Raw genomic sequence first — 26237 nt, forward strand, 5'->3', positions numbered from 1 at the left:
CAACGAGCCTCACAGGCCGACCAGCGGACAGGAACCGACCAACGAGCCTCACAGGCCGACCAGCGGACAGGAACCGACCAACGAGCCTCACAGGCCGACCAGCGGACAGGAACCGATCCCCTCGCCACGGTCATCCGCCCCGACGGTCGTGATTCTCGCGGCGCGCGATTTCAGGCTCCCTGACGTGCTCGGGCATGTGGAAGCCGGACGGGTCGTGCTGGTTATTCCGACTTCCCCGTGAGCCACCTGCGGCGCGGACGCGAGGATGGATTTCCGTTCCGTGCTTAACGTGCTCGGCGGAAGCAAAGACCGTTTCCGAGGTCGCAAAGGCCGTTTCCGAGGTCTACGATTCCGTCCGCGCCGCTGGTGTCCGCGAAGCCCGCACCAATCTGAATTACCCACGCCCCGCCATGCTCGGAAAGCGCCATACCCCAGGCGCGCTGAATAGCGCGGACCATTCCCCGCTTAGCGTCGGTGTCGCTGCTTGTCCACATGTGGCCGACTGTCTGCCCGGTCTCCGCGTAGTCGTAGGAGTCAGGGACAATCTCAAATTGTTCGATGGCCGCCCGCAGGGCCTTACGGCTAGCAACCAGCTCATCAAGTTCGTCGTCGTCGTCCGTAGCGGAAAGACGACTTTTGATCTTGGCGAGTTCGGCGTGCATCTCGTCCAGCGTGTGCGCGTTTCCTGCCACACGCTGATAGGCAAGGATGGGTGTCGTGTCGCTGGACAGCATCGTCTCGATAGCGTCGATGATTGGCTGTGCGTCGCACCCCCGGAAAATACCGCACGCCAGACGCTTTTTGGGGTGCCCTCCGCACCGGAGCTTCGGAGTGCGCGGGTTTCCGGCCGGGGTGTGACCAGCATTGACGTTCAGCTTCGCACCGCACGACGGGCAGTCCAAAATGCCAGAGAGCCAGTTGACGTCTCGCGCGATGGGACGACCGCCCCTGTTTCCTCGGGCGTCCGTCAAATTGGCGGCAAGCACCTTGTTAGCCTGCCACCACAGCGGCGAGTCGACCACCGGAGTGACCGTGTGCGCCCACGTCTCGGTAACACCCTGATGGGTGTAGCGGCACTCTTCAACACCCGAATGGTTCGCAGCAAACCCGATAAGCTTTTTGATCGACCCCGGATACAGATCGTAGACGCGAGCAATGGACTGCAAAGATTCACATCTGGCGACACGCTCATAAATGTCCCGAACGGATTCCGGGTCGATGCAGAAAGCGGCCTTCCCGTAGCGGTCCCCCCTCGCCTTCCAGAACGCCGGAAGCGGACCATGATGGGCATTGTTCGCAATAATCATAGAAATACCACGGTAGGTGGTTGATTTTACCATCATGGACTTCTCGGCATTCGCTTGCTGGGCAACGAGAGTAACGATACGGCCGGCAAAATCTGTCTTTCCGAACTGAGGTTCGGAAATCGAGATGATGTCACCACCAGCCGACCGAATACTCAACAGGATTTCCGCTTGCGCATCAAGATCCTCGCGGCGGTCAAGGCGGGACGACTCTGTAACCATAAGAATCGTGTAATCTCCGCGCTGCATATCGGCGATTGCCTCGCGTAGGGCAGGCTCTTGCGCACCATGACTAGCGGAGTAGCCATGCAACCGAAACCACCTGACGATCGTGATACCGCGTTCGGTGGCCTCACCTTCAATGATCTTGATCTGTGAGCTCTCATCCTGGCTACCCGTCGACACCCTGACAAATCCGGCGCCCAGCTCGCCCATGTCCCAGTCCTCGCAGTCGGTGCGGATCGCGGCCTACGGCGTGCACACTACCCGACACTCTAGGACCCGATTGTTCTCACGCACGCCCGCGCACTGCTGAACAGCACCGCTGCGGGTGCGACCGCCTATCTCGACGCCGACCTGCACTCCCCCGAGGACATTCTGGCCGCGCCGCAGCTGCGTGACACCCTCGACTTCAGCCAGCCGATCGCGTTGTCGGTGCTGGCGATCCTGCACTTCTTTCCGGACGCAGACGACCCGCACGCCCTGGTCGGCCGGCTGCTGCAGGCGCTGCCCGCCGGCAGTTACCTGACCGTCACGCACGCCACCGCCGACTTCGACGACGGCATGGAACGCCTCGCCGCCACCTACCGCGCCAGCGGCATCCCCGCCCAGACCCGTTCCCGGGCTGAGATCCTGCGCCTGTTCAGTGGTCTGGAGCTGCTCGACCCGGGCCTGTGCACGGTGCACCGCTGGCGCCCCGACGCCAACACCCCGACCGACCTGACCGACGCCCAGGTCAGCTTCTACGGAGCAGTGGCCCGCACGTAACAGTGCGCAGCGCCGGCATCGGGGGTGCGCCAAGCAGTTCGGTGGGCCGCGAGCGTGTGCAAGGGTGCAGGAATGGGACTGCGGGTACCGGTGATCGCACTGACCGGGTATCTCGGTGCGGGCAAGACGACCGTGCTCAACCGTCTGCTGGCCGCCCCCGGTGCCCGGCTCGGGGTCGTCGTCAACGACTTCGGGGCGATCAACGTCGATGCCATGCTGGTCACCGGCCAGGTGGACGAGCCGGCCTCGATCGCCGGCGGCTGCGTCTGCTGCCTGCCCGACACCGACGGCCTGGACGAGGCGTTGGAGAGGCTCTCCCACCCCCGGCTACGCCTCGACGCGGTGATCGTCGAGGCCAGTGGCATCGCCGACCCGCCGAACCTGGCCCGGCTGATCCGCTTCAGCGCCGTGCGCCGGGTGCGTCCCGGCGGCCTCGTCGACGTCGTGGATGCCGCCGCCTACTTCGACACCGTCGACCGGGGTGGCCTGGCCCCGGCCCGGTTCGCGTCCGCGTCCCTCGTCCTGATCAACAAGACCGACCGGCTCCCGCCGCAACAGCGCGACGCGACGGTCGCCCGGATCACCGCCCGGATCCGCGCCAGCAACCCCCACGTGCACGTCCTCGCCACGACGCACGGCCAGGTCGATCCGGTTCTGGTCTTCGACGCGGCCCACCCGCACGACCCGGTCGACGAGCTTCCGCTGGCGGCCCTGGCCCGGCAGGAACGCGCCGCACGCCACGACCACGGGCACGGGCCGCATCCACACGTCGCCGCGGTGACCGTGCCCGCGCCCGGTCCGGTCGACCCAGGCCGGCTGCTCGACCTGGTGGAGAACCCGCCCATGAACGTCTACCGGCTCAAGGGCACCGTCACCGTCGACACCGGACGCAGCCACCGCGACCATCTCGTCAACCTGGTCGGACGACAGATCCACATCACCGCAAGGCCGCCCACGGACAGTGGTTCTCCCGGGCTGGTCGCGATCGGCACCGACCTCGACGAGCCGGCCGTCCGCGCCCGACTCGAGGCTGCCCTTGCCCCGCTCACGGACCGCCCCGGCCCGGACGGCGTCCGCCGCCTCGCCCGGTATCGCCGGCTGGGCCAGTGACCACGCGCGCGGCTCCGGCGGCGGTCACGCCGGAACACGCACCGCGAAGACCTGCTCATGGTCCGCCGGTGTCCACATCCAGCCGGCCCCCAGCCGCGAGCCCGGCAGCTGGTTCGCCCGCACCGCATACGGCTGTTCGGGATTCGTCATTCCCCACCGCTGCGCGATCGTGTGCGCCTCCTTGCGGGCGGTTTCCACGGCCTGCTGCTCATCTCCGAACATCCCGATGATCGCGAGTGCCGGTTCTTCTATCACGCCGCATTCGATGCAACCGACCTTGCAGACGAGCCAGGTTTCCGTGCCGCTCACATGCATTCCCTTCGACCACGCCGCCCGTGGCGGCTACCAATGCTATCCGGGAATTCTTGCCAGGACGTGTCGCGCCGACACCGCACTGGTCCACGTGAGCCGAACCTCGGCACGCTCGGACGGACCCGGGCAGGTCAGGGGATCGAGCTCCGGGCCGCCACCACCACTTTTCTGGCGTTCTTCCGGGGGATTGCCGCGCGGCCGTGGAACGGCGACCAACCCCCCGGCCGGCCGCCGCTGCTGCTGCTGCCAGGAAGCACGACCACCACCGGGAGGCGGCTGTGCTGCTCTCCCGACGGCCACCAGATGCTCGCCGGACGTGCGCCGGTGAACCGGCACCTTCGCGTGACCGGCGGCGCACCCCTCCCACCCGACCGAACCCGGCCACCCTCACCTGGCAAAGCAGCCCGACAACCACCACCGCCCCTACGGACGACCGGACGGCGGTGGCCACACGAACGCCGCAGACCCGGCCGACCATTCGGTCAGCCGGCCCGAACGGGCCACCGTCACCGGACTGTTCCCTTCCCCTCGGTTGACAGCTGATGACAGCTCCCACCAACTTCTGGCCGCAGAATTCTTCGTGAGCCGGGGCTACATCTTCGTCTCGGTGGACGTACGCGGCACGAACCGCTCCCAGGCACCGAATGACGGGCCGCTGGTGAACCCCCTGTTCGGCCCGCGCATCACGAAGGACGGCGTCGAGGTGGTGGACTGGGCCGCGCACCAGCTGGCCGGGTCGAACGGCGTCATCGGGCTGTACGGGTGTTCCCAGCTCGGGATCAACCAGCTTTTCACCGCCGCCGCCGTGGGCCCGCACGCACCGGTGAAGGCCGTCATTCCGGCCTGCGCCTCGAACAGCTACAACATCTACTTCTCCGGCGGCGTTCCTTCCGCTACGGTCCCGCTGTTCGGCCAGGATCTCCCGCTGGGCGGTGACAAGCACCGGGCGGAGAACCTGGCCTTCGGCCGACAGCTGGTCGCCGAGATCAACGCCAGCGGCCATCGAGCTCGAGTGGTACGACACCTGGCTGAAGAACCGCAAAACCGGCATCGACGCCACGAAAACGCCGCTGCACCTCTACGAGCACAGCAGCAACCGGTGGGTCAACGCCAGCAGCTACCCGCTGGTCGCCAGGTACACCCCGTACTGCCTCAACGCGAACTCCGGGCTCACCACCAGCCAGCCCGGCCCGACAGGCGCCGACCACGTGGCGTTCGCCGCCCCCGACCAGTCCAGCACCAGGCCGAGAAAAACGACTGCGGCGGCCTGCTCGGTCTGCCCCAGCCCTGTGCCTACACCGCTGCCCAGCAGGCCAGCCTGGCCGGCGGCTCCTACCAGATCGTGCGCAACAGCACCGGCCGCTCGGTGGTGAACCTGCCGCCGCTCCCCAGGGGGCGGCTCCCCGCGGCCCGCAGCGGCGTCACCCCCACCAGCGGCTTCGCCACTGAGCCTCTGGGCTGGTGACGGGCGCATCCCTCCCTGCGCCGCGGGCTCTCCGGCATGGCCCAGGAAAGCCGCAGCGGACGCGGGTCCTTCGACCAGGAGTAAACGGGCCAGAAGGCGCCGAAAACCCAGTATCAGGACCACAGAGATCGACCCGCCGGGCGCGACACGCCGATATGGCGGACCGCACGGGAGTCGACGGAGCCTGATCTGGGAGTCGGCGATGTCCGGCGATGTCCGGCACCGCCCGAGGGCGGGACGGGACGGGTGCGGAGGAGTGCCGAGGGGTCCGTAGACTACGGGCGTACTGTTGCCAGCCACTGAGGGCGTCTGCTGTGCGTGCATTGCTGCTTGAGAGTGTTCATCCCGATGCTGCGGCGATCCTGCGCTCCGCGGGAGCGGCGGTCGAGACGCTCGACCGGGCGCTCGGTGAACAGGCGCTGATCGAGGCGCTGGCCGGCTTCCAGCTGTTGGGCATCCGGTCGAAGACCGAGGTCACCGAGGCGGTGTTCGAGGAGGCGTCCGATCTGCTGGCCGTCGGTGCGTTCTGCATCGGCACGAACCAGATCGATCTGGCCGCCGCCGGCGACCGCGGCATCGCGGTGTTCAACGCCCCGTTCTCCAACACCCGCAGCGTGGTCGAGCTCGCGGTGGCCGAGATCATCGCGATGACCCGGCGGCTGACCGAGAAGAACGCCGGCATGCACGCGGGCCTGTGGGACAAGTCCGCCGAGGCGGCACACGAGGTCCGCGGCCGGCGCCTGGGCATCGTCGGCTACGGCAACATCGGCGCCCAGCTGTCGGTCCTCGCCGAGGCCCTCGGCATGAGCGTCTACTTCTACGACACCGACGACAAGCTGGCGATGGGCAACGCGCGGCGCTGCGCGACCCTGGCCGAACTGCTCGGCACGGTGGACGTCGTCACCCTGCACGTCGACGGCCGCCGGGGCAACCTCGGGATGTTCGGCGACGACCAGTTCGCCCTGATGCGCCCCGGCAGCCTGTTCCTCAACCTCTCCCGCGGCTTCGTCGTGGACCATCACGCGCTGCGCGTCCACATCGAGTCCGGCCACCTGGCCGGCGCGGCCGTCGACGTCTTCCCGCAGGAGCCGGCCGGCCGCGGCGACGAGTTCGTCTCCGAGCTGCGCGGGCTGCCCAACGTCATCCTCACCCCGCACATCGGCGGGTCCACCGAGGAGGCCCAGCAGGACATCGGCCACTACGTCGCCGGCAAGCTGCGCGACTACGCCCACGACGGCAACACGACGATGAGCGTCAACCTGCCGCACCTGTCGCTACCGCCCCGCCACGGCGGGCGCCGGATCGTCCACCTGCACCGCAACGTCCCCGGCGTGCTCGCGAAGATCAACAGTCTGCTCGCCGAACACAAGGTCAACATCGAGGGCCAGCTGCTCGACACCCGCGGCGAGTACGGCTACGCCATCACCGACATCGCCGTCGACTACCCGTCGGCCCTGTTCGACTCGCTGGCCGCCATGCCCGAAACCATCCGCGTCCGCTCCCTGTGACCGTCGGTTCCGATCTGGTTGGGGGGATGCGGGCCGCGGGCCTGGAGGTTCGCGACGATCGCGCGACGTTGGCGATGTACGCGACCGACGCGTCGCTCTACCGGGTCCCGCCGCTGGCCGTGGTGCGTCCCCGGCACGTCGCCGACGTGGCGAGCGCGCTCGGGATCGCCCGGGAGCACGGGGTCGCCTTCACCGCCCGCGGCGGTGGCACGTCCATCGCGGGCAACGCGATCGGGCCGGGCGTGGTGCTCGACTTCAGCCGGCACCTGAACCGGGTGCTCGAGGTGGACGCCGACGCGCGCACCGCGGTGGTCGAGCCCGGCATCGTGCACGCGGATCTGCAGAAGGTCGTGCTGCCGCTCGGGCTGCGTTTCGGCCCCGACCCGTCCAGCCATTCGCGCTGCACCATCGGCGGAATGATCGGCAACAACGCCTGTGGCAGCCGGGCGCTGGGCTACGGGCGCACCAGCGACAACGTCGTCGCGATGACCCATCTGCTGGCCTCGGGCGAGACGCTGCGCACCGGCTACACCGGTATCGCTGGCGGTCCCCGCACCGGTGCGGCGCCCGTCGTCGACGGCCCGGAACGCCTGCTGACCGACCTGCGGGCGGCAGCCGGGCGTCATCTCGGCGCGGCCCGCACCGAGTTCGACACCTTCGGTCGCCAGCTGTCCGGCTACGCCGTGCACCATCTGCTGCCCGAACGGTTCGACCTGGGACAGGCCCTCATCGGCTCCGAGGGCACCCTCGGCATCCTCACCCAGGCCACCGTACGGCTGGTGAAGGATCCTGATCATCGGGTTCTGGTCGCGCTCGGCTTCGCCGACATCGTGCAGGCCGGGCACGCGGCACCGACGGTGGTGACGTTCGGTCCGACCGCCTGCGAGGGGATGGACCAGCGGCTGGTCGACGTCCTGCGCTCCCGACGCGGCGACGGTGCGGTCCCATCGTTGCCCCGTGGCGGCGCCTGGCTGTTCGTGGAGATCGCCGGCGACGACCGCACCGAGGTCCTGGACCGGGCGACCGCGCTGGCCGCCGCCGACCTGGGCACCGAGACCCGGATCGTCACCGATCCCGCGGAGCAGGCCCGGCTGTGGCGCATCCGCGAGGACGGCGCCGGCCTCGCCGGGCGGGCGCCGTCGGGCCAGCCGGCCTGGCCCGGGCTCGAGGACGCCGCGGTGCCGCCCGCGCGGCTCGGGGACTATCTCGCGCGCTTCGACGAGCTGGTCGCCGACCACGGGATGACGTCCGCGCCCTACGGCCACTTCGGCGACGGCTGCATGCACGTGCGGCTCGACTTCCCGCTGGCCCGTCCGGACGGGTTGGCGGTACTGCGCCGGTTCCTGACCGCGGCCGCCGCGCTGGTCACCGAGTTCGGCGGCTCGATCTCGGGCGAGCACGGGGACGGCCGGGCCCGCGGCGAGCTGCTCGCCCAGATGTACTCCGCCGACGCCATCGCCCTGTTCGGCGCGGTCAAGCACGCGTTCGACCCCGACAACCGGCTCAACCCCGGGGTCCTGGTCAACCCCGACCCCTTCGACGCAAACGTGCGGATGAGCGGGGTGACCTACCGCAGGGACCTCGCGTTCACCTATCCGCACGACGGCGGCGACCTCGCCCAGGCCCTGCACCGCTGCACCGGCGTGGGCCGCTGCCGCGCCGACAACACCGCGGCCGGCGGGGTGATGTGCCCGTCGTATCTCGCCACCCGGGAGGAGAAGGACTCCACCCGCGGCCGGGCCCGGGTCCTGCAGGACGTCGTGCGCGGCGACCTGGACTGGCGGGCCCCCGCGGTGCTCGATGTCCTGGATCTGTGCCTTTCCTGCAAGGGCTGCGCCGCCGACTGCCCGACCGGCGTCGACATGGCCACCTACAAGTCCGAGGCCCTGCACCAGCGCTACCGGCACCGGCCGCGGCCACGCTCCCACTACAGTCTGGGCTGGCTGCCGCGCTGGGCACGGCTCGCCGGACGGGCGCCGCGGCTGGTGAACCTGCTGGCGAAGACCCCCGTCCTCGGCAAGGCCGGGCTCACCCTGGCCGGAGTGGACCGACGCCGCACCGTCCCCGCGTTCGCGCCGGTCCCGTTCCGTCGCTGGTGGGCCGACCAGCCCGAGGCCGCCACGTCAGGCCCGTCGACGCCGGGCCTGACGGCTGCGGGCCTCTCGGCTGCGGGCGTCTCCGGCTCGGGGACCCCGGTGCCGCCCGCGACGCCGGTGCTGCTGTTCGTCGACTCCTTCTCCGAGTCCTTCTCACCGGCGGCCGCGGCGGCCACGGTGCGCGTGCTGCGCGCGGCGGGGTACGAGCCCCGGCTGCCCTCGTCCGGTACCTGCTGTGGCCTGACCTGGATCACCACCGGCCAGTTGGACGCCGCCCGCCGCATTCTCGGACGGACGGTGACCGAGCTCGCGGCCGCCGTCCGCGACGGCATCCAGATCGTCGGCATCGAGCCGTCCTGCACCGCGGTGCTGCGTTCCGACGCCGTCGAACTGCTCGGCGGCACCGACCAGGCGCAGGACGCGCACCTGGTGGCCGGCGCCACCCGCACCCTGGCCGAACTGCTGGCCGGCACGCCCGGCTGGACGCCGCCCGATCTGACCGGCACCACCGTCGTGGCCCAGCCCCACTGCCACCACCATGCGGTGCTCGGGTGGGCGGCCGACCGGGCTTTGCTCGAACGCACCGGCGCCACCGTCACGACCCTCGCCGGCTGCTGCGGGCTCGCCGGCAACTTCGGCGTCGAGATCGGGCACTACGAGGTGTCGGTCGCCGTCGCCGGCCAGCAGCTGCTGCCGGCCCTGGACGCCGCCCCGGACGCCGTCGTGCTCGCCGACGGCTTCTCCTGCCGTACCCAGATCGCCGACCTGCGCCACCGCCCCGCCGTCCACCTGGCCGAACTGCTCGCTGCGGCTCCTCAGCTCAGCTGACTGGCCGGTTCAGCTGGAACTTCACCGAAGGTCCGCGTCCAGTCGAAGCCTGCAGGCCCGGCTCGGCGGCCGGTCAGCGCCCCTCAACCGCCACCAGCCCTTCAAGCACCCGGCATCACCCACGGGCCGGCCGACCTCAGCGGAGACGCGTCGAGACGGACGGCATTGCCGCCGGCCGCCCGGTGGCACCGGGGCGCCGGGGCACCGGGGTCAGGACATGTCGACCAGGAGTTTGGCTTCCTGGGCCTGGTCCAAAGCCTCGAAGGCGGCGCCGACGCCAGCGAGCGGGACCGGGCGAACCCAGCCGTCGGTCGGGAAGGCTCCGGCGCGCAGCAGGTCGATGACGCCGGGAAAGTCGTCCCGGTAGGCACAGGAGGCGACGAGGTCAATCTCGCCGAAGAACACGTCGAGTGGCCTGAACGTGACCGGTCGGGTGTAGACGGCGATGGTGACGACGCGTCCGCCCGGGCGCACGACGCGCAGCCCCGCGTGGAAGGCCGGCTCGGCACCGGCGGCGTCAAAGGCGACATCCACTCCATCACCGTCGGTCAGTCCCGTGACGACGGACGACAGGTCCTCCGCCGCCGGGTCGACGACCCGCAGCGTGGGTCCGGGAGCTGTGCCGAGAACACCGGCGGTGCCGGGAGTACCGCCAGCGGCAGCAAGACCCGCGGTGACGGCGACGCCGGAATCCTCGACACCCACGGCGGCAAGTGCGGTGCGCAAAGCCGCACGGCGGACGGGGGACGGTTCGGAGGCAACGATCAGGTCGACACCGCGTGCGACGAGGTTGAGGGCCACCGCGATCCCGATCGGACCGGCGCCGAGGACCGCGCCGGTTCCGCCCGGGCTGATTCCGCTTCGTCCGACCGCGTGATGGGCGACCGCGAGCGGCTCGACGAGCGCACCAGCCAGGGCGTCGACGCCGGGGGGCAGCGGATGGGCCATGTCCGCCCGCACCGCGGTCAGCTCCCCCAGGCCGCCGTCGTGCGCCGACAACCCGTGCCAGACGAGATGGCGGCACAGGTTGTAGGCGCCGCGCCGGCAGGGTGCGCAGTGTCCGCAGGTCCACATCGGCTCGACCGCGACCAGCATCCCCGGCTGCAGCCGATCGTCGGTGACCTGGCCGCCGACCGCCACGATCTCGGCGGAGAACTCGTGGCCGAGCACCATCGGACCGAGGTCGCCGAGCGGTCCGGTGTGCCAGACGTGCAGGTCGGACCCACACAACCCGGTGAACCGCGGCCTCAGCAGCAGACCGTCCAGGGGGAGGGACGGCTCGGGCACGTCATCGAACCGGATGTCCCGAGCACCATGAAGGCGAGCGGCGCGCACGGCGACCTCCTGACGAGGATGCGGCAAGGAACGCGGCGAGGCCCGGTCGGGTCACGACGCGCTCCGTCGGGTCGCCGGGCTGTGCTCACGCCAGGTTCCAGGTCGGCTGGCCCGCTGGTCGACTGAAGAAACGTTGGTTGACTTTCGCCTACCCCGCTTACTAGTTTCACCAAACATACGTCGAAAATGATCATGTCGCATCGGGGCGCAGGCCGGGAGTCGGGCTCATGAGATCACCACGTGAGGTCGTCGAGCTCTACAACTACGAACTCTGGAACAACCAGCGTTACGAGCTCGCCGCCGAACTGATCGGTGAGACGGTGGTGCGCCACGAGATCGGCGGCGTGCGCACGATCAGCCACGCCGAGGCTGTCGCGCGGGTCGTCGACACCTGGGCGATGGTGAAGCATCTGACGTTCGTGCTGCTCCAGGTCATCGCCGACGGTGACCGGGTCTGCATCGTCTACGAATGCCACGCCGAGCGAGCGGCCGGAGAGCCGGTCTCGGTGACGTCGAGCATGGAGATCTTCCGCGTGGTGGACGGCCGGATCCGCGAGGTGTGGAACATGGCCTACACGAAGGGACGCTGGCAGTGACCAGAACCGGTGGCGAGACCCCGACCTTCGATCTCGTCGCCCTGCAGACGCGGTTACGTGACCTCACCGGCGTCGACCATGACCTGCGCGGCTGCCGGAGAGCGGGTACGGGCCACGTGAACACGACCTGGTTGCTGGACGCGAACCCGATGGATCTCGTGGTGAAGGTCCAGTCGACACCGAGCGTCGTGTTCCAGGCCGCACCCGAGATCGAACCCCGGGTACTGCGGGGGCTCGCCGCAACGACCGTGCCCGTGCCCCAGGTCCTGGCCACGGACCCCGCCGGAACCGTCATCGGCACACCGTGGTTCGCGATGGAGCTGGTCCATGGCACCGGGCTCCCCGACGAACCGTCGACCGGCTACGCCGAGCGCGGCTGGTTCGCCGACGCGGACCCCGACCGGCGCACAGCCGTCTGGAACGGCTTCGTCGATCTGCTCGCCGACCTGCACCGCCTTCCGGCCGACACGTTCGGCCCGGCGCCGCGGGGCGGGAACCACTCGGCGATGCTCGCGTTCTGGGTCGCCAGCCTGCATGACACGGTGTCCCCCGGCGCCGCGAAGGTGCAGGAACGCGCGCTGCGGTGGCTGCAGGACAACGCCCCCGACGATGCCGACACCGCCTGCGGGCCGTGCATGGGTGACGCCCGGCTGGCGAACGCGATCGTCGACGGCGACACGATCGTCGCGCTGGTCGACTGGGAGCTCGCCCATGTCGGCAACCCACGCGGCGATCTCGCGTACAAGCTCTACCTCGACGACCGGTACGCCCGGATCGCAGGCGGGCGGCCCACCGGGCTACCGACAGCGGAGCAGACCTGGCGACGGTGGGCACAGCGGACCGGGTTCACCATCGGTGACACCCGGTACTGGGAGCTGTTCGCAGCGACGTTCATGGCGGTCACCTCGACCCGGGCATTCCGACTCCTGCGCGGGACCGCCGAGGCGGAGGTCGAGAGCATTCATCCTTCCCTGGTCGACCTCGAACGCCTGCTGTCCGAAGTTTCCTGACGCTCGGCCCCTGTTTCCTGACGCTCGGCCCCGCCCGCAGCCTCACGTCAGGTCAGACGTGGCGGCCTGGGCCAGACCTCCGTTCTCGTTCGTCGGATCCGGTCGGCCCTGCCCGCGCGGCGCGAGGGCGGAGGCGATCCAGGCCCGGCCGGCTCGGCGGCCCTGGCCCCGTTCGAGGAGATGGATGTCGGTGAGCAGGTTCGCCGCGAGGCCGCGAATGAACCCCTGCAGGAGGACCGCCGCGGTGCGGGCGTCGAGGTCGGTGCGGATCGAGCCGTCGCGCTGGCCACGTTCGATCAGATCGGCCCAACCCTCGCGACTGCGCCGGTCGGCGTCGATCATTCCCGCCACCGAGGCCTCCGTGGGGAAAGTGGCTCCCCACATGACGATCAGGGCCCGGTCGTCGCTGCTGGGGTCCTCGAACCGGGTCAGGTAGGTGTCGACCGACAGCAGCAGCAGGTCGAGGCCGCAGGAGTTGCCGGGGTGGCGGCCGTCCCGGGCCGCGTTGGCGTGGTTCTGCTCGTCGATCCGATCCTGGGCCCGCTGGGCCAGCCGGGCCACCAGGCCGTCCTTGGACCCGAAGTGATGGGTCGGTAGACCCCGGCTCGCTCCGGCACGGGTCCCGATGCGGGCCAGAGACGCTCCGTCGACCCCTCGTTCGGCCACCAGATCGGCGGCCGCGTCGAGCAGGGCCTCCTCGGACTCGGTCCGCCGCTCGAGCTGGGTCCGGCGGCGAGGAGCGGCGGCGGAGCTCATGGCAGCAGAGTACTTTCCCGACCACGCAAAACATACTTGCCGAGCGACCAGCAAGAAGTTACCGTGGCACTTTGGTGTGACAGCCGTGTCCCACTGGTGGGCGTGCAGCGGGAGGAAGTGGGACAGTGGCCCTGTTCGATATCGTGATCAAGGGGGGCACCGTCATCGACGGGCTCCGGACGCCTCGCTACAAGGCCGATGTGGCGATCAAGGATGGCAGGATCGTCCAGATCGGGCCGGTCGATGCCGCCGATGGTGCCGAGGTGGTCGACGCCACCGGCAAGATCGTCGCCCCCGGGTTCGTCGACGTGCACACCCACTACGACAGCCAGCTCTTCTGGGACCCGTGGTGCACGATGTCGGGCTGGCACGGCGTCACCACCGTGCTGGTCGGCAACTGTGGATTCGGCTTCGCGCCGTGTCGACCGCAGGACCAGGACCGCGCGATGCTCAGCCTCTCCCGCAACGAGGCGGTGCCCATCAAGACGATGCGGGCCGGAATGCCCTGGGACTGGGAGACCTATCCCGAGTTCCTCGACAGTGTCGAGCGGACCCCCAAGGGCGTCAACGTCATGTCGCTCGTTCCGTTGGCGCCGCTGTACGCCTACGTGGTCGGGGTCGACAAGGCCAAGAAGCACCGGGCGTCCGACGAGGAGCTCGAGCGGATGTGCCAGCTTGTCATCGAGGGGATGGAGGCCGGCGCCGCCGGCTGGAGCTCGCAGATCTCCGGTGACCTGTTCAACGTCCAGCTCGACTACGACGGTTCACCGATGGTGACCGACATGATGACGGAGCGGGAGATCACGGCGTTCTCCCGGGCGCTGCGCCGGGTCGGTCGCGGCACCACCCAGATCACCGGACAGCTCGAGACGGCGGCGCTGATCGCCCGGGAGAGCGGCCGCCCGATCATCTGGAACGCGCTGGCGCCCACCGGATCGGTCAACCAGCACGGCGAGTCGCAGTTCCCGCACCTGGAGACCATCGACCGGCTGGAGGAGCTGAACGGGCAGGAGGGCCTGCGCGTCTTCGCCTCGGCCCAGATCGTGCGCTTCCAGTCCGAGATCGTCCTGGAGAACTACAACCTCATGGACATCTTCCCGGCCTGGAAGGAGGCCGGCCTCGGCACCCTCGAGGAGAAGATCGCCAAGTTCTCCGACCCGGATCGCCGCCCGGCGCTGCGGGCGGCGATCGACGAGATGGAGGGCGGTTTCGGGGCCGCCCGCTATCCGCTTGCCGACATCACGGTGAACTGGATCACGAGTGACGCCAAGGACGCCCTGGCGCTCAAGGAGAAGTACGAGGGCTACACCATCGGCGAGATCGCGGCCCGCGAGGGCAAGCACCTGGCCGATGCCCTGCTCGACATCGCCGTCGCCGGCGACCTCAACGTCGGCTTCGGCACCACGATGATCGACATGGACACCCAGGCCGTCCGGGAGGTGACGTCCTGCTCGGTGGCCCTGCCCGGGATCAGCGACGGCGGCGCGCACACCAAGTTCGTCACCACGGCCCGGTTCGCCACCGAGCTGATCGGTCACTGGGTCCGCGAGCACGAGATCATGTCGCTGGAGGAGGCGCACTGGCGCCTGTCGGCCTACCCGGCCATGGCCATCGGGCTGCACGACCGTGGTTCGATCGCCGAGGGGCGGCCCGCGGATGTCATCATCTACGACCCTGAGACCGTCGACGCCCTTCCCCAGGAGCGGTTGTTCGACTACCCGGCCGACGAGTGGCGCCTCGTCCAGAAGGCGGTCGGCTATGACCGGATCATCGTGAACGGCAAGACCACCTTCATCAACGGTGTCTGCACCGAAGCGACGCCCGGCAAGCTGCTGCGGCACGGTACGGCCTAGCCGGCGGCCAGCCCGGACGACGGACCCGCAACGAACGATCGACGGACCAGGGAGACGACCATGACCAGCTCCGACCCGGCCACGGGCGCCTTAAGGCTTTTCGACGCCGACAACCACTACTGGGAGACGAGTGACGCCTTCACGCGTTTCCGTGACCCGAAGTTCGCCGATCGCGGCGTCCAGATCAGGGAAATCGACGGTGTGGCCCGCTATGTCGTCGACGGCGTACAGACCGAGTGGCTGCCCGGCCCGGCCGACGTGCACCCACGTCCCCTGCCGGGCGCGTTCCTGGACTACTTCCAGGGCGGCACCAGCCGGGACGTCTTCCTGTCCGGATTCACCGAGAAGGCGGCGGACCATCCGGACTGGTTCGAGCGGGACGCCCGGCTGAAGGTGATGGACACCCAGGGTGTCGACGCCACCTGGGTGTTCCCGTCCCAGGGGGTGGTGCTCGAGCCGCTGCTGCACACCGACACCGAGGCGGCGGTCGAGTGCTACCGCGCCTTCAACCGCTGGATCGACGACCAGTGGGGCTTCGCCTATCAGGACCGTATCTTCGGCGTACCTTTCATCACCCTGTGCGATCCGGACGAAGCCGCGCGGGAACTGCGCTGGTGTGCCGAGCACGGTGCCCGGGTGGTGAACATCCGGCACGGGGCTGCCGTCACCCGGGACGGTAACCGGTCGCCGGCCGACCCGATCTTCGACCGTTTCTGGGGTCTGGCCGCGGAAGCCGGCATCGTGGTCGCCAGCCACGACGGCAGCGACGAGACCTATACCCCGTTGAACCAGGTGATGGACGACGTCTGGGGCGAGGCGCACATGGCCGGGATCGCGCCGGGTGACACCAACCGGCTCGGCCAGTCCTCGACCTTCGCTGGGCTCACCAAACACCGGACGGTGCACGACTTCGCCTATGTGCTCGTCGCCCACCGGCTGTTCGAGCGGTTCCCGAAACTGAAGTTCGCCTACATCGAGAACGGCTGTGCCTGGGTGCCGTCGCTGCTGCTCGCGCTCGACTACCTGGGTCACGGCGGCGGTTTCAGCACCAACCCGCGCGACCAGTTCATCGAGCACTGCTGGGTCGCTCCCTTCGTCGAGGAGGACGTCCGCGAACTCGCCCGGCATCTGCCGGTGGAACGCATTCTCTTCGGCTCCGACTGGCCTCACGGCGAGGGATTCCCCGCGCCCGGCGACTTCCTTGCCAACGTCGCCGACTTCAGCGCCGCCGAACAGCAGCGCATCATGTATGACAACGCGCGGGAACTCACCTTCCCGACAGGCTGACGCGGGTCCCACGAACCAGCGATCCCCGCGGTCCGGTGCTTCCGGTGGGCCGATGCACCACGCGAGGGCAGGCGTGTCTCCCAGTGGGTGGCACGCCTGTCGTTGTTCACCTGATCAGCGGTCGCTCCCGCCGCTCCCGGCGCCCCTGTCGTCCTGGCCGGTGACGAGGGCGCGCACCACATAGTGGTCGAGGAACTCGCGTTTGGCGGCGTCCGTGCGCTGCGTCCACGGCGGGGACAGCAGCAGCAGCCCCACCGTGTTCAGCCACCGGCTCGTCTCCCGCAGGTCGAGGTCGGCGCGCAGCTGTCCGGCCGCCTGCCAGCGGGCCAGCAGGGGATGCAGGTGCTCGTGGTAGGCGTCCACGACAAGCTCCGACTGCACCTCGATCGAGGTGACGATCCAGCGGCTGTCCGGCGCGAACAACTCCTCGTTGAACGGGTTTCCCGGCACCAGACCGTTGAAGTACATGAGCATGTCGCTGATGGACCGGCCGGCATCGTCCGGATGCTCCAACATGTCGATGACGCGTCGCATGGCCGCGTCAATCCGTTCGAGGAGCACGGCCAGGATCAGCTCGTCGCGCGACCCGAAGTAGCGGTAGACCGTCGACCGCACGACGGCGGCCTCCCGGGCCACCTCGTCGACCGTCAACCGGACGACCCCTCGGGCGAGCAGGCAGCGGCCAGCCGCCGCCACCAGCCGCCGCCGCGCCTCGTCGTCATCCACCAGCGCGGTGTCACTGCCCCACCGCACCCGGCCACCCGAACCGGCCACGCCGGAAACCCAGCCCTTCCGGCCATGCGGCGCCGCCCGGTGGACACTCCACCCGGTACTCCACGCCTGCCTCGGACGAGGGTACCGCCCGCTTCCGACCCGGCAACGAGGGTTTGCAGTGGCCGTCCGGCTCCGCCTGTTCCGGCCCGGTTCGGGCGGCGGGGCGGACGACCACTGTCCCGCTGCTAGCTCGGCGGGTAAATGGCCGCGAGTGCTTCGAGCTGGTCGATGAAGTGCTCCGGGGAGTCGTGGACGAACCACGTCGAGGCGACCGTCGTGCCCACCTCGGCGAGCGCGGCGAGCTCCTCAAGGGCCCGGTCCGGATCCCTGATCGGGTCCAGCGGACGGGCCGGCGGCAGCAGGACCTCGAACCCCGGGGGCAGTTCCTCCTGCTCGAGCCACTCCTTGGCCTGCGCGAGTTTGAGGCCGAAGGGGCACCAGGCATCGGCCAGGGCGATCGCGCGCCGCAGCGACCGCCGGGTGCGCCCACCGATCCACAGCGGCACCTTGTCCTGCACGGCGCAGGGGTCGATCTTCAGCCCACCGAACGAGTAGAACTCGCCCTCGTAGCTGGGGACGGGCTGGGACAGCGACGCCCGCAGCGCCCGCAGCGCGTCGTCGGCGCGGGCTCCGCGGTCCTCGAACGGCACGTCGAGCAGGTCGAACTCGGCCTTGAGGGTGCCGACCCCCAGGCCGAGAATGAGCCGGCCGTTGCTGACCACGTCGAGGGTTCCGTACCGCTTCGCGATCTCCAGCGGATGGTGGTAGCCGAGGACCAGCACCATCGTCGCCAGCCGGATCCGGCTGGTGCGGGCGGCGATGTACCCGAGCGTCGCGAGTGGGTCGTAGTAGCGCCCGCCGCGGCGCACAGCCTCGTCCGCCGGGACGCCGACGTGCTCGCTGCAGCTGAGGTGGTGATAGCCCAGCCGGTCACCGACCTCGGCGATCCGGGCCACGTCCTCGATCGTGCCGGTCTGCTCCCAGGGTGAGCTGACGCCCGGGAGCGTGGTGACGACCGGGGTCGGAATGGACAGTCGCAGTGCCGTGGGCGCGCTCATCCGACGAAGACGCTGCCGGCGTCCACCGGAATGGACTGACCGGTGATCGTGCGGGCCTCGTCGCTGGCGAGGAACAGCGCCAGGTTGGCGACGTCCGTCGTCGAGGAGATGTCCCGCAGGGCGGTGCTCGCCAGGGTCTGGGCGCGGCGCTCCTCATAGGAGATGCCCTGCTCGCCCGCGATGCGCCGAACCCAGTTGCGGTAGAGGTCGGTGTCGATGCCGCCGGGCACCACGCAGTTGCAGCGGATGCCGTACTCGCCGACCTCGTTCGCCACGGACTTGGTGAGCGCGCGCAGCGCACTCTTGGCAGTCACGTAGTGCGACTTGCGTGGCATCGCCAGGTAACTGGCGGTGGAGGAGAAGTTGAGGATGACGCCGGAACGGCGCTCCAACATCGACTGCTTCAGCACCTCGCGGGTGCACAGCATCGCCGCGGTGACGTCGATGGCGATGGTGGAGTTCCAGTTCTCCAGGGTCTGGTCCCAGATGAAGGTGTCCTTGCCGGGCGCGGCCGCGTTGTTACACATGATGTCGACCTGGCCGAACTCCTTCACCGCCCGGGCGACCATCGCGATGACCTCGTCCTCCTGGGTCACGTCGGTCCGGATGCCGATGGCGTTCGGACCGCAGGCCGCCGCCGCCTCCAGCACGAGTTCCTCGCGCCGGGCGCTGATCAGGACCTTCGCTCCCTGCTCGACGAACAGCTTCGCCATATCCGGCCCGAGGCCGGTGCTGGCACCCGTGATGATCGCGACCTTGCCGGCCAGGCGTCCCCCGGTCATCGGGCGTCCGCCCCGCGGGTGTCCTTCAGGGTTGCGCCGAACAGTTCACGGCCGGCGGCGGTGTCGTCGAGCAGGCGGTTCGTCCGGCGTGTCACCCCCCAGGAGCCGTCGGCGCGCCCCAGGTCCCAACGCACGGCGCTGACCCGCCACAGGTAGAACGCGTCGTTCTCGGCGTCCCGCCGCATGATCAACGAGTAGGTGATCGCGACTGCCGTGTCACCGTCGATCTGGATGAGGGGCGGCCCGGCGAAGTGGGCGACGCCCGCCTTGGTCAGGCCCTGGTGCGCGTCGGTGAGCAGCATGGCCTCGACCCCGGCCCGGCCCACGTGCGGGTCGCCGTTGGCGTCCCAGTCGTAGAGGCCGTCCTCCTGCCACACCGAGGCGGCCAGCGCGGCCATCCCGGCGTCGGCGGCGGGGCCGTAGGACAGGATCAGTCGCCTGATCTCGAGTTCGTCCTCGACGGCCCGCAACCGGGCCTCGAGGGCAGGCAGATCGCCTGCTGCAACCATGAGAATCTCCTTAGCGCCTGCACGGGGCAGGGAAAATCGTGGCTTGCGTCTGATTTGTCGTTTTTTCGCCCCACGCATGGGGGAAGATCGGACACCCTTGCCCGACTGTCCGATCCTCGGTCATGATGCCCCTGACCCAGCGCCCGTGTCAGGCGGTCGCGTGCCGCGGAGGGGGAACGATGATCAAAGTCAGGTCCACGATCTTCAGTCTGACTGGACAGGAACCGGCGCAAACCGACTACCTGCGGTGGCACCTGCTTGACCACATGCCGGAGCAGTACCAGCTGCCAGGCATCGTGTACGCGCTGCGCTACATCGCCGACGGCGACTACCCGAGCGCACGCATCGCCGGAAACGGACCTTTGGCAAATATCGGCAACATCGTCAATTACTTCGTCGGTGAACCGGTCGAACAAACCCACCAGGAGTTTCTCGAACTCGGCCTGCGCCTCGCCGAGATCGGCCGGTTCCCCGAACACCGGCCGTCCCTGGGCCTGCGCTCGCTGGCCCTGCTGCGCTGGTACGCGGCACCGGCTGCGCTGGTGTCCGCCGAGGTGGTCCCGATGCGACCGCATCGCGGAATCGTGCTGATCCTCGAGGAGCCGACCCAGGAGGACGTCTCCCCGTGGCTGAAGTGGCTGCACACGGATCACTACCCGGAGGTCCTCAAGGTGCCGGGCGTGGCCGGCGCATGGGTGTACGGCTCGACCGGTCACTGGAATCTCAACCCCAACTTCCTCGGCGAACCGCTGTACGCCAGCGTCATCTACCTGGACCAGGACCCGCTGGAGACACTCAAGGCGCTGACGCCGCTGCTCGAGCAGCGGTGGGCGTCCAGGCAGGTGCGACCGCTGTTCGCCGGGCCCCTGCGCACCCCGATCCGGTGGGACGCCTGGCCGGAGTGACACCGCGCCGGGCTGGTGTCGGTCGGGCAGGGCGGGTGACGTTCGCTCATCCCCTGGGGTGAGCGGCGGTGGCCCTGGCGCAGGTGCGGGACGAACGCCGCTTCGCCGTCGAGACCCGGGCCCTTCCTGCCCTGGCCCGGGCTCGGGCCCGACTGGCGCCGACCGATGACGCCGAGGCGCACTCCGCGGCGGCCGTCCACGAACCCGCCGCCGCACGCTGGCCGTTCGATCACGCGCTGGCGCGCCTCGACCACGCCGAATGGCTTCGCTGGCAGCGCCGGGTATCGCGGCCGCCCCGCACCAGCTGACCCATCAGCAGTGGGAGATCACGAAACTGACGACGGAAGGACTCAGCAACCCGGAGATAGCGGACCAGCTGTTCCTGTCACCGCGGACGGTCGCCTCCCACCTGTATCAGCTTTTCCCCAAGCTCGGCGTCCGCAGCCGGGCCCGGTTGCGAGACGTGTTCGCCATCAATGCCCACGAAAACCCGCCGGCGCCGCGCCGTCAGTCGACCGTGGCGACCCCGTACGGATTGTCGATCGAGAGCAGCCAACCGCCATCGGGCTGCTTTTCGAAGACGTCCGTCGACGTCCCCGCGAAATCGATGCCCGAGCCCTCCTCGCCTTTGGGTGTCCAGCTCGAGTAGTGCAGCGCGGTCATGTCCGCCGGCAGAATCTGGCGAGCCGTCACGGTGAGGCGGGCGCGGAAACCGATGGATCCCTCGAGCACCGTCCTGGCCCCCTCCTGGCCGGGACGGTCCCGGGCTGCGCCACCCGGGTCGGATTCGGCGAGTAGCAGGCCAGCGCAGCGGCCACGTCGCCCGCGTCGCGGGCCGCGACCAGCGCGACGATGGCCTCCAGCGGGGTGGCGAAACTCATGCCTGCAGCGCCTGCTTGATGAACGCGGCCACCTTCGCCGGCTGAGCGATGAAGGCCGCGTGGGAGCCCACAATGGTCTCTGTCGTCGCACCGGCGCGCTTGGCCATGAACTGCTCGGTCTCCGGTGAGATCGCATTATCCTCGGCGGAGATCAGGTACCACGACGGGATGGTCTTCCACCCCTGCGAGCCGGCAGGCTCCGTGTAGGCGGCAGCGCTCAGGTGGCGCTGGGTGGCCTCCAGCACGGCTGACCGCTCCTCGGTCAGGTCGGCGGAGAAGGTCACGTGGAAGTCCTTCGCGATGTAGGCGTCCGGGCCACCGGGAGCGCCGACCGCGTCGTAGCTCGTGAAGGCGATGTTCGATCCGAGCAGCGTCGGCGGGAACGGCTCCTGCACCGATGCGAGGCTCTCGCCTTCCTCAAGCGCAAAAGCAGCCAGGAAAACCAGAGCGGTGACGTTGTCCAGACTCGCCGCGGCCTGCGAAATGACGGCGCCTCCGTAGGAGTGCCCCACCAGGACGACCGGGCCCTCGATCGCCGAGACGTAGGCCCGGATCGACGCCGCGTCCCCGCTCAGCGTGCGCAGCGGATTCGCCGGGGCGAAAACCCGGTATCCGTCGGATGTCAGCTCGGTAATGATCCCGGCAAACCCGGAAGCGTCCGCAAACGCTCCGTGAACCAGGACGACCGTCGGCGCACCAGCCATGTCCGATACCCCTGAATCCTTGATCTGTTGTGCACCGCTCGGACCGAACGGCCGTGGCCAAGCACAGAGGCTGGGGCGCCCGGCGTCAAGGGGTCGACCGAAAATGCAGTCGCCATACTGAGGCCAGATCGGTGCCGGATGGCTACGCTCGGATCACCTTCCGCCTGCTTCCACGGAGGACGGATGAAGACCTACCTGGTCTCCCAGGTCGAAGTGATCGACAACGAGGTGTGGCAGCGCTATCGCGCCCTGGCCGCGCCCGCGATCAAGAAGTTCGGCGGCCGATACCTGGTTCGGGGCGCGTCCCCCGAGCTCGTCGAGGGCGACGACTGGGCACCCCCCCGCAGCCGACAGACAGCAGATCGTCATCGTCGAGTTCCCGAACAGCCAGGCCGCTCATGACTGGCACGCCTCCCCCGAGTACGCCCAGGCCCTCATGTACCGCAAGCAGGGCGCCCGCCGCCGCCTGCTGTTCGCCGACGGCATCGACGAGTCTGCCGGAGGCGCTCGGCCTCGTCAGGGTGCTGCGGCGGTACTGACCCGCCCGGTCCGGACCGCCTGCACCAGCGCGGCGTGGTCGGCCTCGTTCTGATCGGCGTAGGCCTCCGCGAACCGCGCGATCGCGTGGTCGAACGCCTCGCCGGTGCCGAGGTAGGCCGCGATCGCGATGCGGTCGCCCGACCGGGCGTGGGCCCGGGCGAGGGTGCCGGCACACAGGCGCCCGAACAGCGTCATGCCATGCGGGACCATGTCCTCCGCCACCGCAACGCCCTTCCAGTCCTGCAACTGCCGGACGTAGAAGTCGCGTCGCTGCCCGTCGAGGCCGTCCACGCGCTGCCAGCCGAGCAGGATGTCGGTGGTCGCCTGCATGAGTCGCTGTCCGGCGACCACCCGTTCGCCCTGGTTGTCGTACGTGCTCCCGGGCAGGTGATCGGCGAGGACGGACGTCCCGGCCTCCTTGAGCTGCAGCAGGAGCGGATCACCGTCGTCGCGGCCGAGCAGCAGGACGACCCAGCAGCGGGTGCCCACGCTGCCGACGCCGACGACCTTGCGCGCCACGTCGACGAGCCGGTACTGGGCGAGCAACGAGCGCCGATCGGCCGACAGGGTGCTGGCATACCGATCGACGATGGAGCCGAGCCATCCCGTCAGCAGCTCCTGCTCGGCCCCGGCGAGCAGCTCGTGGACCGGCACGAGCAGCGGCGGGTCGCTCGCGAAGCGCCGCTGGCCGTCCGCCACCTCGGTCAGCCTGGCGAACGCCCGCAGCCGGTCACGCGACCGGGCCCGCGTCGTCGCCCGCGACAGGCGTTTCGACGTCCGCCCGCCCAGAACGTCCGCGAAACGCGTGGTCAGCTCGTCGACGTCGACGTGCGTGTACCAGACGTCGAGGTTGGTCATCGCCGCGAACCGATGCATCCACGTGCGGTATGCCCCGACCGCCGCGGTGACGATCCGGCGTCGTTCGGACGGAGTGAAGCCGTTGGCCCGCCCGGCGATGACCAGGCTGGCCGCGAGTCGTTTCACGTCCCACTCCCACGGGCCGGGAAGGGTCTCGTCGAAGTCGTTGATGTCGAACACCAGGCGCCGTTCGGGGGACGCGAGCAGCCGGAAGTTCAGCAGGTGCGCATCGCCGCAGAGCTGGACGTCGATGCCCGACGTCGGCGTCCCGGCGAGATCCGCCGCCATGATCGCGGCGGCGCCCCGGTAGAACCGGAACGGCGACTCGAGCATGCGCTGGTAGCGCAGGGGGACAAGCTCGGGCACACGGGTCCTCGACTGCCGGTCGATCACATCGATCGGGTCGGCCCGGTCCGGTGCCGGCTCGTACTCCGCATGGGCCCGCCGTGGGGCCCGGGCCCGCGCTTCCTTTCCCCGGGCCGCGCGCTCGGCCGGTGTCGGCAGGGTCCGGTCCGGCGCTGTCCTGACGGGCCGTCGCGACTGGGAAGCGCGCGCGACGGAAGGCGTGCCAACAATGGTCATAACCGACCTCTCATGGGCCTGCGAGAGGGCCCGTTCACGTTCCACGAGAATCGGGAACGGGTATCTCCTGTCAGCCTTACCGCCACCGTGCCCCGCAGCGGAACGCGCTAACCGGGCTGGATCCAGCATCGGGGTGAATGAACCGTCATACATCGGGGTGAATGAACCGTCATGTGTTGTGTCCTGTCGTTTCGCCAATACCGGCGACCTCTTCCTCCCCACACTGATCATTCTTGTCGCGGTAGCGCCGTCCACCGCAGGGCGCAGTCCACTCCATGACCACACCCGAGGTGGGCGGGGAACCACCCGCGCCACCGGATCCGGCCACCCGGCGGCGTCTGGCGCGACACGCGGTGCGGCGGGCCGCACTGAACATCACGGTGCTGGTGACGCTTTACTACGTGCTGCCGCTGCGGGGGGCATGGGACCTGGCGGCGATCCTGCTACTCGTCGTGGGACTGCTGGCGTTCGCGGTGCTCGCCGGCTGGCAGCTGCGCTCGATCCTGCGGTCGCGGTACCCCGCCGTCCGGGCCATCGAGGCGCTCGCACTGTCGATCCCCCTGTTCCTGATCCTTTTCGCGAGCACGTATTTCCTGCTGAGCCGGACGGGAACGGGGGTTTTCACCGAGCCGATGAACCGGACCGACGCGCTGTACTTCACCGTCACCGTGTTCGCCACGGTCGGATTCGGCGACATAGCGCCGCATTCGCAGTCCGTCCGGATCATCACGATGGTGCAGATGCTGGCAGATCTGCTCGTGCTGGGCCTGCTCATCCGCACGGTCTTCAGCGCGATCGAGCAGGGGCGACGGCGCCAGACCGCGCCACCGCAGACGCCAGCACCCGCACCCGCACCCGCACCAGAGACCCGACAGCCCTGACGAACCCGGCCAGCCCGTTCGCAGAGAGGTTTCCCGGACCGCCCAGACGGTCAGCCAGACCGCGGTCATCGCGACCAGGACCGGGATGTCGATCTCCGGGTGTGGCAGCAGGACGCCGCGGCCGTTGAGCCTGATGCCGTTGAGGCACAGGCAGGACGAGACGACGGTGAGTGCACCGGCGGCAGGCCGGGCTGTCCACGCGAGGACCGCGACGGCCACCGCGAGGAGTGCGATCTCCAGCCCCAGGGGAACCAGCCGCCCCAGGGGAACCAGAGCTCCACAGATGACCAGTGGGATCAGGAAGGCGAGTGGGGCGGCCAGATCGGCCGGGCAGCGTGGATCCCCGGAACCGTGGTGCGTCGTGGGTGCCCCGGCGGAGGCCGGCTGGTCGCCGGGGTAGGGCAGCCATGCGGTATCGGACCTCCCCCATCCCATAGTGATCATTTCTCCTGGTCGTCGAGGACATGGGCCGGCCGGGTCCGTGGCCTGGCGAGCAGCCCCCACCAGCGGCTCCTACGGCTGCCCGTCGGGCCCTACGGCTGGTAGCGGTAGCCCATCCCGGGTTCGGTGGTGAGGTGGCGCGGGCGGGTGGGGTCCGGTTCGAGCTTGCGGCGCAGCCGGTTGATGTACAGGCGCAGGGAGGATGTGTCGTCCGCATAGGCCTTGCCCCAGACCTGGGTGACCAGGGCCCGGCTGCTGACGAGCTTGCCCGGGTTGCGCAGGAGGGCTTCGAGCAGCCGCCACTCCGTCGGGGTCAGATGAACGGGGTCGCGACTGCCGTCCCGGCAGGTGACGGACTTGGCCGTGAAGTCGACCCGGTAGTCGCCCACCTCGGCGATCGGTCCCGCGCGGACGGCGCCGCCGCGCCGGGTGACGGCGCGCAGCCGGGCGAGGAGCTCCTCGATGGAGAAGGGCTTGGTGATGTAGTCGTCGGCGCCGGCGTCCAGAGAAGCGATCTTGTCGTGTCCGGAGGTGCGCCCGGACAGGACGATGATCGGGACGCTGGTCCAGTCGCGCAGACCGCGGATGACGTCGATGCCGTCCATGTCGGGCAGGCCCAGGTCGAGGACGACGATGTCGGGCGGATGGGCGGCGGCCTCGGTCAGGGCGTGCCCGCCGTCGACCGCCGTCCGGACCTCGTATCCCCTGGCCTGCAGGGTGATCCGCATCGCCCGCAGCAGCTGCGGTTCGTCCTCGACGAACAGCACCCGGCCGCCGTGATGTGGATCGGGTCCGTTGCCCATCAGCCACTCCTGTCAGTACCGGCCCGTTCCTGCCGGCGCGTCCTCTCGGCCCGGGTCTCAGCCGGCCCGGGT

At 69.5% G+C, this 26237-nt stretch carries 26 protein-coding genes and 2 pseudogenes; 15 read left to right on the plus strand and 13 right to left on the minus strand.

The genetic code is table 11. The features are described from left to right. Positions 1 to 284 precede the first annotated feature (284 nt). Positions 285 to 1739 carry a recombinase family protein gene (locus tag ND747_RS00555; RefSeq protein ID WP_251730901.1) on the minus strand — a complete coding sequence of 485 codons (1455 nt, stop codon included), beginning with the start codon at positions 1737 to 1739 and terminating at the stop codon, positions 285 to 287. A gap of 63 nt (positions 1740 to 1802) precedes the next feature. Here ND747_RS00555 and ND747_RS00560 point away from each other — a divergent pair. Further along, positions 1803 to 2291: pseudogene (locus ND747_RS00560) on the plus strand (SAM-dependent methyltransferase); the annotation flags it as partial. A gap of 72 nt (positions 2292 to 2363) precedes the next feature. Next, positions 2364 to 3401, plus strand: a complete 1038-nt coding sequence (locus ND747_RS00565) for a GTP-binding protein (RefSeq protein WP_251730902.1) — start codon at positions 2364 to 2366, stop codon at positions 3399 to 3401. Positions 3402 to 3425: 24 nt separating this feature from the next. On the opposite strand, the gene ND747_RS00570 is transcribed toward ND747_RS00565, so the two are convergent. After that, a complete protein-coding gene (locus ND747_RS00570) occupies positions 3426 to 3710 on the minus strand; it encodes a hypothetical protein (RefSeq protein ID WP_251730903.1) in 285 nt (94 codons plus the stop codon). A 394-nt stretch (positions 3711 to 4104) separates the two neighbouring features. Here ND747_RS00570 and ND747_RS00575 point away from each other — a divergent pair, with 394 nt between their 5' ends. From ND747_RS00575 to ND747_RS00585, 3 genes are all read left to right on the plus strand, one after another. Continuing rightward, entirely contained in the window at positions 4105 to 5178 is a 1074-nt protein-coding gene (locus ND747_RS00575; RefSeq protein WP_374216113.1) for a CocE/NonD family hydrolase, read from the plus strand. Positions 5179 to 5492: 314 nt separating this feature from the next. Next, entirely contained in the window at positions 5493 to 6686 is a 1194-nt protein-coding gene (serA, locus tag ND747_RS00580; protein ID WP_251730905.1) for a phosphoglycerate dehydrogenase, read from the plus strand. 26 nt (positions 6687 to 6712) lie between these two features. Further along, positions 6713 to 9610, plus strand: coding sequence for an FAD-binding and (Fe-S)-binding domain-containing protein (locus ND747_RS00585; RefSeq protein ID WP_251730906.1), 2898 nt, complete (start codon positions 6713 to 6715; stop codon positions 9608 to 9610). Between the two features lie 210 nt (positions 9611 to 9820). Here ND747_RS00585 and ND747_RS00590 read toward each other — a convergent pair whose 3' ends face one another. Next, a complete protein-coding gene (locus ND747_RS00590) occupies positions 9821 to 10945 on the minus strand; it encodes an alcohol dehydrogenase catalytic domain-containing protein (protein WP_251730907.1) in 1125 nt (374 codons plus the stop codon). A 227-nt stretch (positions 10946 to 11172) separates the two neighbouring features. Between ND747_RS00590 and ND747_RS00595 the strand changes: the two genes are divergently transcribed. Then, positions 11173 to 11541 (plus strand): nuclear transport factor 2 family protein, encoded by a 369-nt coding sequence (locus ND747_RS00595; RefSeq protein ID WP_251730908.1) that lies wholly within the window; start codon positions 11173 to 11175, stop codon positions 11539 to 11541. Beyond that, positions 11538 to 12551, plus strand: a complete 1014-nt coding sequence (locus tag ND747_RS00600) for a phosphotransferase family protein (RefSeq protein WP_251730909.1) — start codon at positions 11538 to 11540, stop codon at positions 12549 to 12551. The genes ND747_RS00595 and ND747_RS00600 overlap by 4 nt, the downstream gene beginning before the upstream one ends. 42 nt (positions 12552 to 12593) lie before the next feature. On the opposite strand, the gene ND747_RS00605 is transcribed toward ND747_RS00600, so the two are convergent. After that, the gene (locus ND747_RS00605; RefSeq protein WP_251730910.1) at positions 12594 to 13307 is read right to left on the minus strand and encodes a TetR/AcrR family transcriptional regulator; all 714 of its coding nucleotides are present in this window, start codon (positions 13305 to 13307) and stop codon (positions 12594 to 12596) included. A gap of 125 nt (positions 13308 to 13432) precedes the next feature. Between ND747_RS00605 and ND747_RS00610 the strand changes: the two genes are divergently transcribed. Together ND747_RS00610 and ND747_RS00615 are read left to right on the plus strand one after the other, a co-directional pair. Continuing rightward, positions 13433 to 15160 (plus strand): amidohydrolase family protein, encoded by a 1728-nt coding sequence (locus ND747_RS00610; RefSeq protein ID WP_251730911.1) that lies wholly within the window; start codon positions 13433 to 13435, stop codon positions 15158 to 15160. Between the two features lie 60 nt (positions 15161 to 15220). Then, positions 15221 to 16447, plus strand: coding sequence for an amidohydrolase family protein (locus tag ND747_RS00615; RefSeq protein ID WP_251730912.1), 1227 nt, complete (start codon positions 15221 to 15223; stop codon positions 16445 to 16447). 114 nt (positions 16448 to 16561) lie between these two features. Here ND747_RS00615 and ND747_RS00620 read toward each other — a convergent pair whose 3' ends face one another. The 4 genes from ND747_RS00620 to ND747_RS00635 form a co-directional block, all read right to left on the minus strand. Next, complete coding sequence (locus ND747_RS00620; protein ID WP_251730913.1) at positions 16562 to 17221, minus strand: TetR/AcrR family transcriptional regulator; 660 nt, start codon at positions 17219 to 17221, stop codon at positions 16562 to 16564. A gap of 185 nt (positions 17222 to 17406) precedes the next feature. Next, a complete protein-coding gene (locus ND747_RS00625) occupies positions 17407 to 18279 on the minus strand; it encodes a TIGR03619 family F420-dependent LLM class oxidoreductase (protein ID WP_251730914.1) in 873 nt (290 codons plus the stop codon). Then, positions 18276 to 19061: an SDR family NAD(P)-dependent oxidoreductase gene (locus ND747_RS00630; RefSeq protein WP_251730915.1), complete on the minus strand. Its 786-nt coding sequence runs from the start codon at positions 19059 to 19061 to the stop codon at positions 18276 to 18278. Before ND747_RS00630 ends, ND747_RS00625 begins: the two co-directional genes overlap by 4 nt. Next, positions 19058 to 19570 carry a nuclear transport factor 2 family protein gene (locus tag ND747_RS00635; protein WP_251730916.1) on the minus strand — a complete coding sequence of 171 codons (513 nt, stop codon included), beginning with the start codon at positions 19568 to 19570 and terminating at the stop codon, positions 19058 to 19060. Before ND747_RS00635 ends, ND747_RS00630 begins: the two co-directional genes overlap by 4 nt. 179 nt (positions 19571 to 19749) lie before the next feature. Between ND747_RS00635 and ND747_RS00640 the strand changes: the two genes are divergently transcribed. The 3 genes and pseudogenes from ND747_RS00640 to ND747_RS29960 all read left to right on the plus strand — a co-directional run. After that, positions 19750 to 20475: a hypothetical protein gene (locus ND747_RS00640; RefSeq protein WP_251730917.1), complete on the plus strand. Its 726-nt coding sequence runs from the start codon at positions 19750 to 19752 to the stop codon at positions 20473 to 20475. A gap of 68 nt (positions 20476 to 20543) precedes the next feature. Beyond that, positions 20544 to 20783, plus strand: a complete 240-nt coding sequence (locus ND747_RS00645; RefSeq protein WP_251730918.1) for a hypothetical protein — start codon at positions 20544 to 20546, stop codon at positions 20781 to 20783. After that, positions 20735 to 20872: pseudogene (locus tag ND747_RS29960) on the plus strand (LuxR C-terminal-related transcriptional regulator); the annotation flags it as partial. The gene ND747_RS00645 and the pseudogene ND747_RS29960, both read left to right, overlap by 49 nt. A 110-nt stretch (positions 20873 to 20982) precedes the next feature. Here ND747_RS29960 and ND747_RS00650 read toward each other — a convergent pair. The 3 genes from ND747_RS00650 to ND747_RS00655 are packed head-to-tail and all read right to left on the minus strand — an operon-like array spanning position 20983 to position 22060. Continuing rightward, positions 20983 to 21207: a hypothetical protein gene (locus ND747_RS00650; protein WP_251730919.1), complete on the minus strand. Its 225-nt coding sequence runs from the start codon at positions 21205 to 21207 to the stop codon at positions 20983 to 20985. After that, positions 21165 to 21356, minus strand: coding sequence for a hypothetical protein (locus tag ND747_RS29965; protein ID WP_374216110.1), 192 nt, complete (start codon positions 21354 to 21356; stop codon positions 21165 to 21167). The genes ND747_RS00650 and ND747_RS29965 overlap by 43 nt, the downstream gene beginning before the upstream one ends. Next, a complete protein-coding gene (locus tag ND747_RS00655) occupies positions 21353 to 22060 on the minus strand; it encodes an alpha/beta fold hydrolase (RefSeq protein WP_251730920.1) in 708 nt (235 codons plus the stop codon). Before ND747_RS00655 ends, ND747_RS29965 begins: the two co-directional genes overlap by 4 nt. Positions 22061 to 22243: 183 nt before the next feature. Here ND747_RS00655 and ND747_RS00660 point away from each other — a divergent pair, with 183 nt between their 5' ends. After that, entirely contained in the window at positions 22244 to 22462 is a 219-nt protein-coding gene (locus tag ND747_RS00660) for a DUF1330 domain-containing protein (RefSeq protein WP_251730921.1), read from the plus strand. Beyond that, on the plus strand, positions 22428 to 22652 hold the full coding sequence (locus tag ND747_RS29970; RefSeq protein ID WP_374216114.1) for a DUF1330 domain-containing protein: 225 nt from the start codon (positions 22428 to 22430) through the stop codon (positions 22650 to 22652). Before ND747_RS00660 ends, ND747_RS29970 begins: the two co-directional genes overlap by 35 nt. Here the strand turns inward: ND747_RS29970 and ND747_RS00665 are convergent. After that, on the minus strand, positions 22577 to 24040 hold the full coding sequence (locus tag ND747_RS00665; protein ID WP_285899745.1) for a DUF2252 domain-containing protein: 1464 nt from the start codon (positions 24038 to 24040) through the stop codon (positions 22577 to 22579). The two genes, ND747_RS29970 and ND747_RS00665, sit on opposite strands and share 76 nt — an antisense overlap. A gap of 275 nt (positions 24041 to 24315) precedes the next feature. Here ND747_RS00665 and ND747_RS00670 point away from each other — a divergent pair, with 275 nt between their 5' ends. Next, positions 24316 to 24921: a potassium channel family protein gene (locus ND747_RS00670; RefSeq protein ID WP_251730923.1), complete on the plus strand. Its 606-nt coding sequence runs from the start codon at positions 24316 to 24318 to the stop codon at positions 24919 to 24921. A gap of 533 nt (positions 24922 to 25454) precedes the next feature. Here the strand turns inward: ND747_RS00670 and ND747_RS00675 are convergent. Further along, positions 25455 to 26165 (minus strand): response regulator, encoded by a 711-nt coding sequence (locus ND747_RS00675; RefSeq protein WP_251730924.1) that lies wholly within the window; start codon positions 26163 to 26165, stop codon positions 25455 to 25457. Positions 26166 to 26237: the final 72 nt, after the last annotated feature.

Source organism: Frankia sp. R82 (assembly GCF_023716925.1).
Lineage (GTDB): Bacteria > Actinomycetota > Actinomycetes > Frankiales > Frankiaceae > Frankia.